Source organism: Skermanella aerolata KACC 11604 (assembly GCF_000936425.1).
Classification (GTDB): domain Bacteria; phylum Pseudomonadota; class Alphaproteobacteria; order Azospirillales; family Azospirillaceae; genus Skermanella; species Skermanella aerolata.
Genome location: NZ_AVFK01000004.1, coordinates 140,478 through 152,861, shown reverse-complemented (window position 1 = coordinate 152,861; position 12,384 = coordinate 140,478). Strand labels below are relative to the sequence as shown.

The window sequence follows — 12,384 nt, the reverse complement described above, 5'->3', positions numbered from 1 at the left end:
AAGCGGTGCGGCAGGAAAAGCGGAAAGGATGGAAGGATCGGCGGGTCGTCGCGGTTGCGGTGGCGGCGGCCATCGCCTTGCCGGCGCTTGCCGGCTTTACGCTGGGACGGTCGGCTCCGGAGCCGGTCGAGATCCTTCAGGTCGCCTGCGGACTGCCGCGCGAGACGGTCAGCTTCAGCCTGCCCGGCACGCTGCTGACGATGACCGGCGGGCCGGGCGACGGCATGCATGTGCCGGTCTGGCTCGGACCGTTCCGGCACCAGGGGAGCGCCGACGTGGTCAGGCTGCGCTTCAGCGGCGATGCCGACGGCAGCGGATCATCCATCACCAGGGTCGGCGACGTGCTGCACCTGCCGGTCAATACCGGCGATCCGGCCGATCCGCCGCAGCGCATCCTGCTGCATTGCCGGAACGATGTCGTGGCGAAGGTCCAGTACGTCAGCCAGGACGGCATCAGCAAAGACTTCCCCGTCGTTCGCACCCTGATGGCCGAGGACATGAGCAGTGATCCGCACTTGGCCGCGAAATGATGAAAAAGCCGGGATTAAAGCGCTGAGCCGTTCGTAATCGGGATCAAAGCGCATCGTTCAAATCAGCAGACAAAACACCAGACAGGGAATACGGGAGCATTTTCATGGAGTCATCGCCTAGCCGTTCGGACCTTGCCCGCTATCTCTCCCGGATTCGCGAATACCCGATGCTGGGCGCCGACGAAGAAGCCGATCTGGCCCGCGCATGGCGCGACCGGCGCGACCCGGATGCAGCGGAACGCCTGATCGGCAGTCATCTGCGCTTGGTCGCCAAGGTGGCGCGCGGCTATGCCGGCTATGGGCTGCCGATGTCCGACATGATCGCCGAAGGCAACATGGGGATGGTCCAGGCGCTGAACGGGTTCGACCCGGACCGCGGATATCGCTTCACCACATACGCTTTGTGGTGGATCCGGGCGGCCATGCAGGAATATATCCTGCGTTCGTGGTCGATGGTGCGGATGGGCACCACCGGAGCCGAGAAGAAGCTGTTCTTCGGCCTTCGCCGCGCCAAGAGCAACATGAACCTGTTGCAGGAAGGCGACCTGAGCCCGGAGGAAGCCCTGAGGCTGGCCCAGCACATGAAGGTGCCGGTGGCGGATGTCGCCGGGATGAACGGACGGCTTGCCGGTCCCGACCAGTCGCTGAACCTGCCGCTTCCGGGGATGGAGGACGGACAGGCGCAGGACTGGCTGGTCGATCCATCGGAAAGTCAGGAAGAGATGCTGGCCCAGCGCCAGGAACTGGAACGCAGGAGGCTTCAACTGAAGAGGGCGATGCAGCAGTTGCAGGAACGTGAACGCTCGATCCTCGCCGCACGGCGCCTCTCCGAGGAACCGCTGACGCTGGAGGACCTGTCGCGTCAGTTCGGCATCAGCCGCGAGCGGGTCAGGCAGATCGAGGCGCGCGCCATCGAGAAGCTTCAGCGCCTGATGACCGGCGGCCGGCGCGTCCCTTCACTGGTACCGGCCTGAAACGGAAATCGATGCCCAACGGGAACAACCCGCACGGAAAGCTGAAGCAGGAGATGGCGACCCACATCGCCAGCCTTCGCCGCTATGCGATCGCACTGACCCGCAACACCGACGAGGCGGAGGATCTGGTGCAGGAATGCCTGTCGCGGGCGATAGCGGGCGCCGACACCTTCCGGCCTGACGCCGACCTGCGGGTGTGGCTGTTCCGCATCCTGCACAACGTCCATGTAAGCGGCCTGCGGCGGCGCAAGCTGGAGACCGCCGTCAAGGCGGATGCCGATGCGACGGCGATGCAGGCGACCGAGCCGGCGCAGCACCAGCATATGGAAGTGCGGGAGGTCATGGCGGCACTGTCCCAGTTGCCCGAAGATCAGCGCCGCGCCGTGACGCTGATCGCGACCGAAGAGTTGAAGTATGACGAGGCTGCCAAGCGGCTGGGAGTACCGATCGGTACGTTCATGTCCCGCCTTGGCCGGGGGCGAGCCGCCTTGCGCTCCATGCTCAATCAGGCCAGACGGCCCAGGCTGCGTCTGGTCGGGAGGTCAGAATGACGATCGAAATCGACGAGAACGACCTTCACGCCTTCCTTGATGGGCAGCTAACCGCCGAGCAGGAAGCCGTCGTCCTGGCATGGCTGGAAACCGACCCGGAGGCACGGCAGCGACTTCACGACTATGCCGAACAAAAGCTTCTGACGGCCATCGGCGTCTCCGAAGGCGCCGGGGAAGCGGACCCGGAGCGGACCGAGGAGCTCGCGGAGGAACTGGGAGCCCGCCTTCAGCGGACGCTGACTAAGCGGCGCCCCCTCGTCTGGCTGCGGCAGGCCGCCGCCATCGTGGCGCTGGTGGCCGCCGGCTGGACCACCAACGAGCTTGTCCACCGCTTCGTCCCGGGGCCGCTGCCGACCTATGTGGTGGAAGCTACGGGCGCGCATCTAGTGTTCGCCGAGGGACCGATGCCGCCGGTCGTCAATCCCGGCCAGGAAGGCAGCGCGGATCTCGCACGCTGGATGTCGGCCCGGCTCGGCGAGCAGGTGGATGTGCCCGAACTGACGCCCCTAGGCCTGAAACTGGTCGGCGGACGGGTGATGGGCGACATGCAGCACCCGCTGGCCGGGCTTATCTATGAGGACCGCGAAGGTCACCGGCTGACGATCTGCCTGGTGCCTCGCGACGACGGACAGGCGGACGGTCTGCACATGGCGGAGGTCGGCGGGGTCCGCGTCGGCTACTGGAGCAACGGCGAGCGCAGCTACGTCATCGTCGCCGATACGAGCGAGACCCAGCTTGCCGCGATCGTCAGCCAGCTGGTGCAGACTACCGGACAAGCTGCGAGCCAGGCCGGAAGCAGCCAGACCGGAACCGGCCAGATTATCGACAGACATTACTGAACCGCGCATGGCGGTTCGGAAGCCGGTGGGGGCATGCCGATGAACGCCGGGAAGCGGCGAACCGCGGTTGCGGCCTGCCTTATGGGACTGGGAGTGGCGGCCGGGACCGCGGCGTACTTCGTCTCGCTCCAGATGACCGCACCCCGAACGGTTCCCATAACCTTGGCTGCATGCCGGGGCAACGGCGAAGCGCGGGTCGAAATCCCGCTGCAAGCCCTGGAGCACGGCACGTCGGCCGTACCGATCAGCTTCGGCCCGATCGACCTTCCGGGAGCGGGAGGTGCTATCCGGCTGCACTTCCATACCAGCCTGTCTTCCGGAAACGACGAGTCCGACGATGCCGAGGTCATGCGGTCCGGCGACATGGTCCATCTGCCGCTGACGTTCGGCCGTGACAGGGTTCTGCCTGAGCGCATCGACCTGAAATGCCTGGAGGGAAAGCTGACCGGCATAAGGTACCGGCATGAAGGGGGCGGCCGGATGTTCCGGGTCGTCGAAGAACCGCGCGAGGTCGCGGAGTAGCGCTATCGGATGCATTCGTAATGATTAGCACTGGCAGGGAGCCGGTGCGGCATTTACCATCCCGGCCACGCAGCGGAGAGCTGGGTGTGGGAATAACTTGGTATGTGGCCTGAAATGGTGGAGCGTCCCCTCGTCTATGTCCTTGAACAGATTGCGCCCAGCGCCGTCGCGACGCTGCGGCAAAGTTGCGACGTGGTCGAACCGGGCGACCCGCGGAGAGACCGATGGCCCGAGGACGCCGACGGCATCATCGTCCGCACGTCCAAGGTCACGGCCGACCTGCTGAAGGCTGCCGTCAGGCTCAAGGTCGTCGGCAAGCACGGCGTCGGCGTCGACAACATCGACCTGGACGCGGCGCGGGCGCAGGGGATCGCGGTGATCAGCACGCCGGGCGCCAACGCCAACGCGGTCGCCGAACTTGCGGTCGGCTTGGCGCTGTCGGTCGCCCGGCGGATAAGCCAACTGGACCGCGTACTGCGCGAGGGCGGCCTGAACGGCACGCCGCCGCAAGGCTTCGAACTGTCCGGACGGACCGTCGGCGTGGTCGGCATGGGCAGCGTCGGGCGCCGGACCGCGATGCTCTTCAAGAACGCTTTCGGAGCGCCGCTGCTGGCCTTCGACCCCTTCGCTCCGGACTCGGCCTTCAATGAAGTCGGCGCCGAGCGCCATACCAGCCTCGACGCCATGCTGGCGCAGGTGGATGTGCTGACGCTGCACATCCCGCTCTCTCCCGATACCGCCGACCTGATCGATGGACGCAGACTGGGGCTGATGCGGCGGGAAGCGATCCTGCTGAACCTGTCGCGGGGCGGGATCGTGGACGAGACGGCACTCCATGCGGCGCTGGAAGGCGGTTCAATCGCGGGTGCGGCCAGCGATGTCTTCGTGGAGGAACCGCCGGCGAAGGACCATCCCCTGCTGAGCCTGAGCAACTTCGTCGCCACTCCGCATGTCGGGGCCGCAACAGCCGAATCGATGGAACGCATGGGAATGGACGCCGTGGCCGGCGTGGTGGCGGTCCTCTGCGGCGGGACGCCGAGGCACCGAGTGGTATGACCCGAGGGAACAAATTTTGAATATTTATCTGAAATTTCGTTTGAAACCAGAAACGAAATATATCGGATAAATGTCGTTTCGGACTCGATTCGATTGGATCGACCGCTTAGGTTCCTGCATCCAGGCCATCGTCCCGTTCCCGACCGGCGCCGGAACGAAGACCCGGAGACACCGCACGATATTGAAGAAAGTGGAGACACCCCATGGCCATGGTGGACAAGATTGCCGTCATCGGCGCTGGATTGGTAGGTCGGGGCTGGGCGATAGTCTGCGCCAGGGCCAATCGCCGCGTGGCGTTGTACGACAGCAATCCCGAAGCTTTGCCCTTGGCGATGCAGGTGATCGAGGGAAACCTCCGCGACCTGTTCGGGTTCGGACTTATCAACGTCGAGCCGGACCGGCTGCTGGAACGCATCGAACCCACGTCGAACCTTGCCGACGCCGTCGGCAATGCCAGCCACGTCCAGGAATGCGTGCTGGAACAGGTAGACCTGAAGCGCGAGTTGTTCACCGAACTCGACCGGCTGGCCGACCAGGAAGCGGCCATCGCCAGCTCGTCGTCCGGCCTGCCGGCCTCCACCTTCACCGAACACCTGCCGGGCCGGGCGCGCTGCCTGGTCGCCCACCCGGTCAATCCCCCCTATCTCATTCCGCTGGTGGAACTGATTCCGGCGCCCTGGACCGACGAAGAGGTCGTGCTGCGCACCCAGGCGCTGATGACGGCGCTTGGACAGGAGCCGATCCGGACCACGCGGGAAATCCCGGGCTTCGTGCTGAACCGGCTTCAAGGGGCCTTGCTGAACGAGGCGTTCAAGCTGGTGCAGGACGGCATCGTCAGCGTGGAGGACGTCGACAAGACCATCCGTGAGGGCCTTGGCCTGCGCTGGTCCTTCATGGGACCGTTCGAAACGATCGACCTGAATGCGCCGGGCGGCGTGGTCGATTACATCCAGCGCTACGGGCCGATGTACTACGAGATGGGGCAGAGCCAGGCACAGCCGCGCGAATGGGACGAGGCGGTGGCGACCCGGATCGAGCGCCAGCGCCGCATGATGCTGTCGGAAGACCGGCTCCAGGCACGTCAGGCGTGGCGCGACCGCCGCCTGATGGCGCTGGCCGCGCACAAGTCGCAGGCCAACAAGACCATCACGGAATAGAGGCTTCAGCAGCCGGGTGAACCAGGGGGGTCAGCGGACGGACCCGTCCGGCTTCGGCAGTTCTTGCAGAGCCTGCTGCCCGGCCGCCGTCAGTTGAAGCCAGGGCTGCCATGCCAGCGTCGCCATCCGCATCCAGAGGGCGAATGGATTGGCCATCATCAGGGCTTCCGGACGGAAGGCCTGGGACATCGCCTGGAACGACGGTGTCGCGCGGATGCTGATAGTCAGCACTTCCGATCCGGAATCCTGATGTTCGCGCATGACCATCTCGACGGTGGCCGTGGGCAGGGTCGCGGTGATCCTGGTCTCTTCGGGCTTGGCTCGGTCGATCATGGTCTCTCCTCGGCGAATAATAGTCGGCGGCGAATGGTCGGCGGCGAACGGGCGGGCTGCGAATTCCGGAGCCTGTGGCCCGTTATAACCCGTCAGCCGGCATTTGGCTGCTGTCATAGGATGCGGCTTCGTGTTCCCGCAAACGTGTCGCGGCAAAGATCATGACGCATATGTGACCCCTCACCCGGATGCCCTCCTTTGCCCCCGCGACTGGCGGCAACGGGGGGAGTACGCAACCCGTTTCGATGGTGTTCAGCGTATTCTGGGGAATCTCATGGCTTTCTGGCTGGTAACCGGTGGTTGCGGCTTTATCGGGTCCCATCTGACCGACACGCTGCTGGCGCGTGGCGACAAGGTCCGGGTGCTCGACGACCTGTCCACGGGACGGCGCTCCAACCTGCCCGAAGAGGTCGAGGTGGTGGTCGGCGACGTCGCCGACGCGGAAACCGTAGCGCGTGCAATGTCCGGGGTGGACGGCTGCTTCCATCTGGCGGCGGTCGCATCGGTCCAGCGCGGCAACGAGGACTGGCTGGGCACGCACCGGGTCAACCTGACAGGGACGATCGCGGTCTTCGACGCCGCGCGTACCTGCAACCAACAGGGACCGGTGCCGGTGGTGTACGCGTCATCGGCCGCGGTCTATGGCGACAACCCGAACATGCCGCTGGACGAGAGCGCCGCGACGGCTCCGTTGTCGGCCTATGGAGCAGACAAGCTGGGCTGCGAGTTGCACGGCCGGGTCGCTTGGCAGGTCCACAAAGTCCCGTCGACCGGTTTCCGATTCTTCAATGTCTATGGACCGCGCCAGGACCCGAAATCGCCCTATTCCGGCGTCATCGCGATCTTCGCCGACAAGGTCGCGGAAAAACGGGAGATTACGGTGAACGGCGACGGCGGACAGGTCCGCGACTTCGTCTATGTCGCCGATGTCGTCCGCCACCTGGTCGCGGCCATGGACGGCAAGGCCGAGGGCAGCAGGATCTTCAACGTCTGCACCGGCCGTCCGACGACGGTGCTGGAACTGGCGCGGATCATCTCGGAACTGGGCGGCGTCAAGCCGAGGATCGCCCATGGACCGGCACGGATCGGAGACATCCGGACCTCGCTCGGCAATCCTGCCAAGGCGGCGCAGGCATTCGGTTTCACGGCGGAGACGCCGGTCGCCGAGGGTCTGCGCGAGACGCTGACGGCGATCACCCGCGACTTGGCCGCTGAGTGATCACCGTCGGAAAAGCCTGAGGTTCAGTAGCCGGAGGCGCGGCGGCGGATCTGCCGGCCGAACCGGAAGGGCGACGGGAAATGGGCGACGAGATTGCCAAGGCCGGACAACCGGCCCGTCGTCCGCCCTACCCTCATTACGTCGGCGATCCGGCGGTCCAGGAAGGCCCAGGTGTCGCGCTTGTCCTCCGAGTGGTCGTTCAGCCAGTAGAGCGTCGTGGACGTCAGCACGGCGGCCAGCAGCCCCCGCTTGGTGTAGTAGTTGAAGTCGGTAGCGGTATCGCCCGCCGCGTACCACATGGCGTCGACCGTGCGATAGACCATGCGGGCGCCCTGCGCCGTATGGTTCGGCAGCGCCAGGAACGTGAGCGCACGGCGGACGGCGTCCTCGTGCGGTTCCAGCACCTCCAGCCGGGCACGAACCGCGAGCGTAATGCGCTCGCGCACCTTCATGGCGTCCAGGTCGTGCTTTTCCAGTTCCTCCAGCATCCGGCGGTCGGCCCAGGAGCTGAAGTGGTCCACCAGTTCGGGAATGCCGCCGGGGAAGGCGCGGAACACCGCGTCGCTGTCATAACCGGCCATTGATGCGCCGTCGCGGAGCGACTGGGTGCTCCAGCCGTCGAAGATGACGTTGGGGAGGGTCGCCTCCAGGATCTCGTCCCGGATCCTGTAGATGTCGCCCTCGTGCGTGTCGGTGTGGGTGTCGTCGATGTCCATTCCAGCCCCGTTCATTCTTTTGGCCCCATCAGATCAATCTACTTGGCATCACCGCGCCGAAAAGCCAGTTCGGACAGGTCGTCCGGGAAATATCGGACTTCCTCGTTGAAAGTCAGCAGGCTGAGGTCCGGCATCCGGTCCAGATAGAGGATTCCGTCGAGATGGTCCATCTCGTGCTGAACCACGCGCGCGTGGAAGCCCCTGGCTTCCCGCTCCACCGGATTGCCGTGGAGGTCCAGGCCTCGGTAACGGATATGGACATGGCGCGGCACGATGCCGCGTATGCCCGGGATCGACAGGCATCCTTCCCAGCCAGGAACGGTTTCGTCGCCGACCGGCTCGATTTCCGGGTTGATCAGGACCTGGAGGCCACGCGGCCTGTCCTCCTCGTTCTCGTGGGTGGCCCGGGCCGCCGGCACGATGAAAAGGATGATCCGGCTGGACATGTGGACCTGGGGAGCGGCCAACCCGGCACCGGCCGCGTCCTCCAGCGTTTCGGCCATGTCCAGGACCAGCCGCTGTATTTCAGGGTCCGTAGGGTCCGCTACCGGGTCCGCGACCCGGCGCAGGACAGGGTGGCCCATGCGGGCAATCTTCAGAATAGCCATGGGGCCAGTATGGGTGTATAAGGGGGTCCATGCAAAGCCGTGTCATCGCGATATGGTGAGCAACCGCCTTTAGCTATCCGATTAGCCCTTGAGAAAGGGTTCCCCGGCATGCTAGAACCCGCGACCTCGGTCGGACGGGTGCCTTTTGCGCATCGTGCGTGATGACTTAAACTGTTGGAGAGACACCAAACCGTGCAAGTGCTGGTTCGTGACAACAATGTCGATCAGGCCCTCCGCGCGCTGAAAAAGAAGATGCAGCGCGAGGGTATTTTCCGTGAAATGAAGCTGCGACGGAACTACGAGAAGCCGTCGGAGAAGCGCGCGCGTGAGAAGGCGGAAGCCGTTCGCCGCACTCGCAAGCTGCTGCGCAAGCGCATGGAGCGTGAAGGCTACTGATCGACCTTCAGTCCGCGCCCGTCTAAAGACCGCGGATAACAGGTTAAGGCCGCATGGAACCGCCCCGGAGCACTCCGGAGGCGGTTTTTGTGCGTGGGGAATTGGATGAATGCGAAGGATTGTTGGGCCACGGCCCAACAATCCTTTCATTGATGTCACGCGGGCAAAAAGAAAGGGCGGCGCGGTCTGATGACCGCGCCGCCCTTTCAGCTAAGCGTCAGCCGCTAGCTATCCAGTGACTTCAGCACTTCCTCGGTGACTTTCTTGGCGTCGCCGAACAGCATCATCGTATTGGGACGGAAGAACAGCTCGTTCTCGACGCCGGCATAGCCGGCCGCCATCGAGCGCTTGATGAACAGCACCGTCTTCGCCTTCTCGACGTCCAGGATCGGCATGCCGTAGATCGGCGAGGCCGGGTCGGTCTTGGCGGCGGGGTTGGTCACGTCGTTGGCGCCGATCACGAAGGCGACATCCGCCTGACCGAAGTCGCGGTTGATCTCCTCCAGTTCGAACACCTCGTCGTACGGCACGTTTGCTTCCGCCAGCAGCACGTTCATGTGGCCGGGCATGCGCCCTGCTACGGGGTGGATGGCGTAGCGGACATCGACGCCTTCCTTCTTCAGGACGTCGCCCATCTCGCGAAGGGCGTGCTGCGCCTGCGCCACCGCCATGCCGTAGCCGGGGACGATGATCACGGACGAGGCGTTCTTCATGATGAAGGCTGCATCTTCCGCCGAACCGGCCTTGACCGCGCGGTCGCCAGCATGTCCGCCGGCGGCTGCCGCAGCCGAGTCGCCGCCGAAGCCGCCCAGGATCACGTTGAAGATCGAGCGGTTCATGCCCTTGCACATGATGTAGGACAGGATGGCACCTGAAGATCCGACCAGTGCGCCGGTGATGATCAGCAGGTTGTTCTCCAGCGTGAAGCCGATGCCGGCGGCGGCCCAGCCGGAGTAGCTGTTCAGCATCGACACCACCACCGGCATGTCGGCGCCGCCGATCGGGAGGATCAGCAGGAAGCCCAGCGCCAGCGCCAGCAGAACGATGATCCAGAGCGCCACGGTGCTGTTGCTGACGCAGAGCCAGACGATGGCCAGCACCAGCAGGACGCCGAGGCCGGCGTTCAGCATGTGCTGCATGTTGAACACGAGCGGTTTGCCAGTGACGAGCCCCTGAAGCTTGGCGAAGGCGACCAGCGAGCCGGTGAAGGTGATGGCGCCGATGGCGACGCCAAGGGCCATTTCGATCAGGCTGCCGACCCGGACGTTGCCGCGGGTGCCGATGTCGTAGGCCTCCGGCGCGTAGAACGCGGCGATGGCGACGAACACTGCCGCCAGACCGACCAGGGAGTGGAACGCGGCGACGAGCTGCGGCAGGGCCGTCATCTCGATCTTGCGCGCGGTGACAGCGCCGATGGTACCGCCGATGGCGATGCCGACGATGATCAGGGTAAGGGAGAGCCCGGAAATCAGGCCCGGCAGCATCAGCGTGGTGACAATGGCGATCACCATGCCCACGATGCCGAAGTTGTTACCCTGCCGGGACGTTTCGGGGCTGGAAAGACCGCGCAGTGCCATGATGAAGCAGATGCCGGCGACGAGATACGCCAATGGAGCGAAAGCGACCATGTTGGTTCAGGGCTCCCTTATTTCTTCTGCTTCTTCTTGTACATCGCCAGCATGCGCTGCGTGACGATGAACCCGCCGAAGATATTGACCGAAGCGAGGATGACGGCGAGGAAGCCCAGCGCCGTGGAGAAGGTGAAGCCGGCGGTGCTGCCGGTCGCGATCAGCGCTCCGACGATGATGACCGACGACACCGCGTTGGTGACGCTCATCAGCGGCGAGTGCAGCGCCGGCGTGACCCGCCAGACCACGTAGTAACCGACGAAGCAGGCCAGCGCGAAGACCGTCAGGCCGGTGATGAAGAAGCTATGGCCGGCGGCGGGCGCCGCGTCGGCTGCTCCCGTCGCGAAGTTGGCCGTTTCCATGGCGAGACGATCGGCCTCGGCGTTGAGCGACCGCAAGGCCGCTTGCAGGTTGGCGACCTGCTGGGCCAATTCCTGGCTTGTCATTGGCTGTGTTCCCCTCAGCTCTTGGCCGCGACGGGTTCGGCGGCGAAATTCGGATGCACCAGGGCGCCGTCGCGGGTCAGGGCGGTACCTTTGATGATCTCGTCGTCCCAGTTGATCGTCAGGCCTTTTTCCTTGTCGATCAGGGGCGTCAGGAAGTTCAGCAGGTTCTTCGAGTACAGCATCGACGCGTCGATGGCGTTGCGGCTCGGCACGTTGAGGTGGCCGACGATCTTGACGCCGTCGATATCGACGATCTCACCCGGCTTGGAGCCCTCGACGTTGCCGCCCTGCTCCACCGCCAGATCGACCAGCACGGAGCCCGGCTTCATCGAGCGGACCATCGCCTCGGTCACCAGGATCGGGGCCTTGCGGCCGGGAATCAGCGCCGTGGTGACGATGATGTCCTGCTTCTTGATCGTCTCGGCGATCAGCGTCCGCTGCTTTTCCTGGTAGGCGGGGCTCATCTCCTTGGCGTAGCCGCCAGCGGTCTGGGCCTCCTTGAACTCGTCGTCCTCGACCGCGACGAAGGTGGCGCCCAGCGACTGCACCTGCTCCTTGGTGGCCGGACGCACGTCGGTCGCGGACACGACGCCCCCCAGGCGCCGTGCCGTCGCGATGGCCTGAAGGCCGGCGACTCCGACGCCCATGATCATGACGCGGGCCGGCGGCACGGTGCCGGCGGCGGTCATCATCATCGGGAAGGCGCGGCCGAATTCCGACGCCGCGTCGACGACGGCACGATAGCCGGCAAGGTTGGCTTGGCTGGACAGCACGTCCATCGACTGCGCGCGGGTGATGCGGGGCATCAGTTCCATCGCGAAGGCGTTGACCTTGGCGTCGGCATAGGCCTGGAGCTGGTCGCGCTGCTGATAGGGCTGAAGAATGGCGACCAGCATGGCGCCCGGCTTCATCAGCGCCAGTTCGTCGGGGCCTCCCTCGGCCTCCGTCAAGGGTCGTTGCACCTTGAGAACGATATCGGCGTCGGACAGGGCCGTGGCCTCGTCCGGCGCTATGGTCGCTCCGGCATCGGCGAAGGCCTGATCGGGGATCGAGGCTTCCTTACCGGCGCCGGTTTCGACAACGACGTCCAGCCCAAGCTGCTTATACTTCTTGATGGTATCGGGGGATGCCGCAACGCGGCGCTCGTTGGCACGCCGCTCCTTGGGTATCGCGACTTTCATCCTGGCTGGTTCCCTTGCCGCTGATTTTATTGTGCCGAAAGTATGGCGTACGGTTTATGCGTTGGCAAAATGCCGCATTCAGGAAAGTTTGTGAAGCGTTCTACCCACTAACCTTGCCCGTTCAAGCTTCAACACTAAACCTTTCTTGCGGGCGCTTGCCCAGTGGACAAAGGTCGAAGACGCGGGCATCAGCCGTGCGGCTTGCGCATGTGCGCAAACGAAAGCAGC

15 protein-coding genes are annotated in these 12,384 nt (G+C 64.7%); 9 read left to right on the top strand and 6 right to left on the bottom strand.

Annotated elements, in window-relative coordinates:
- Window positions 1-5 precede the first annotated feature (5 nt).
- From N826_RS07360 to N826_RS07330, 7 genes are all read left to right on the top strand, one after another.
- On the top strand, window positions 6-530 hold the full coding sequence (locus tag N826_RS07360) for a hypothetical protein (protein WP_044427189.1): 525 nt from the start codon (window positions 6-8) through the stop codon (window positions 528-530).
- Between the two features lie 104 nt (window positions 531-634).
- Window positions 635-1,504: an RNA polymerase sigma factor RpoH gene (gene rpoH, locus N826_RS07355; RefSeq protein ID WP_044427188.1), complete on the top strand. Its 870-nt coding sequence runs from the start codon at window positions 635-637 to the stop codon at window positions 1,502-1,504.
- Window positions 1,505-1,515: 11 nt separating this feature from the next.
- Window positions 1,516-2,055 (top strand): sigma-70 family RNA polymerase sigma factor, encoded by a 540-nt coding sequence (locus N826_RS07350; protein WP_044427186.1) that lies wholly within the window; start codon window positions 1,516-1,518, stop codon window positions 2,053-2,055.
- Entirely contained in the window at window positions 2,052-2,894 is an 843-nt protein-coding gene (locus N826_RS07345) for an anti-sigma factor family protein (RefSeq protein WP_044427183.1), read from the top strand. Before N826_RS07350 ends, N826_RS07345 begins: the two co-directional genes overlap by 4 nt.
- 33 nt (window positions 2,895-2,927) lie before the next feature.
- A complete protein-coding gene (locus tag N826_RS07340; protein WP_044427181.1) occupies window positions 2,928-3,416 on the top strand; it encodes a hypothetical protein in 489 nt (162 codons plus the stop codon).
- Window positions 3,417-3,518: 102 nt separating this feature from the next.
- Window positions 3,519-4,472, top strand: a complete 954-nt coding sequence (locus tag N826_RS07335; protein WP_052830901.1) for a hydroxyacid dehydrogenase — start codon at window positions 3,519-3,521, stop codon at window positions 4,470-4,472.
- Between the two features lie 203 nt (window positions 4,473-4,675).
- Window positions 4,676-5,629 carry a 3-hydroxyacyl-CoA dehydrogenase gene (locus N826_RS07330; protein ID WP_244619456.1) on the top strand — a complete coding sequence of 318 codons (954 nt, stop codon included), beginning with the start codon at window positions 4,676-4,678 and terminating at the stop codon, window positions 5,627-5,629.
- A gap of 30 nt (window positions 5,630-5,659) precedes the next feature.
- On the opposite strand, the gene N826_RS07325 is transcribed toward N826_RS07330, so the two are convergent.
- Window positions 5,660-5,962: a hypothetical protein gene (locus tag N826_RS07325; RefSeq protein ID WP_044427179.1), complete on the bottom strand. Its 303-nt coding sequence runs from the start codon at window positions 5,960-5,962 to the stop codon at window positions 5,660-5,662.
- A gap of 274 nt (window positions 5,963-6,236) precedes the next feature.
- On the opposite strand from N826_RS07325, the gene N826_RS07320 reads away from it, so the two are divergent.
- Window positions 6,237-7,181, top strand: coding sequence for an NAD-dependent epimerase/dehydratase family protein (locus N826_RS07320; RefSeq protein ID WP_044427177.1), 945 nt, complete (start codon window positions 6,237-6,239; stop codon window positions 7,179-7,181).
- 23 nt (window positions 7,182-7,204) lie between these two features.
- Here the strand turns inward: N826_RS07320 and N826_RS07315 are convergent, their stop codons facing one another.
- Window positions 7,205-7,912, bottom strand: a complete 708-nt coding sequence (locus tag N826_RS07315; RefSeq protein ID WP_244619455.1) for a COQ9 family protein — start codon at window positions 7,910-7,912, stop codon at window positions 7,205-7,207.
- A gap of 23 nt (window positions 7,913-7,935) precedes the next feature.
- A complete protein-coding gene (def, locus tag N826_RS07310; RefSeq protein ID WP_044427171.1) occupies window positions 7,936-8,505 on the bottom strand; it encodes a peptide deformylase in 570 nt (189 codons plus the stop codon).
- Between the two features lie 192 nt (window positions 8,506-8,697).
- Here def and rpsU point away from each other — a divergent pair, with 192 nt between their 5' ends.
- Window positions 8,698-8,901: a 30S ribosomal protein S21 gene (gene rpsU, locus N826_RS07305; RefSeq protein ID WP_012974546.1), complete on the top strand. Its 204-nt coding sequence runs from the start codon at window positions 8,698-8,700 to the stop codon at window positions 8,899-8,901.
- A 224-nt stretch (window positions 8,902-9,125) separates the two neighbouring features.
- Here rpsU and N826_RS07300 read toward each other — a convergent pair whose 3' ends face one another.
- The 3 genes from N826_RS07300 to N826_RS07290 are packed head-to-tail and all read right to left on the bottom strand — an operon-like array spanning window position 9,126 to window position 12,156.
- Window positions 9,126-10,529, bottom strand: a complete 1,404-nt coding sequence (locus N826_RS07300; RefSeq protein ID WP_044427167.1) for an NAD(P)(+) transhydrogenase (Re/Si-specific) subunit beta — start codon at window positions 10,527-10,529, stop codon at window positions 9,126-9,128.
- A 17-nt stretch (window positions 10,530-10,546) separates the two neighbouring features.
- Window positions 10,547-10,975, bottom strand: a complete 429-nt coding sequence (locus N826_RS07295) for an NAD(P) transhydrogenase subunit alpha part 2 (protein WP_044427165.1) — start codon at window positions 10,973-10,975, stop codon at window positions 10,547-10,549.
- A 14-nt stretch (window positions 10,976-10,989) separates the two neighbouring features.
- Window positions 10,990-12,156 carry a Re/Si-specific NAD(P)(+) transhydrogenase subunit alpha gene (locus N826_RS07290; RefSeq protein WP_044427162.1) on the bottom strand — a complete coding sequence of 389 codons (1,167 nt, stop codon included), beginning with the start codon at window positions 12,154-12,156 and terminating at the stop codon, window positions 10,990-10,992.
- Between the last annotated feature and the right edge of the window lie 228 nt (window positions 12,157-12,384).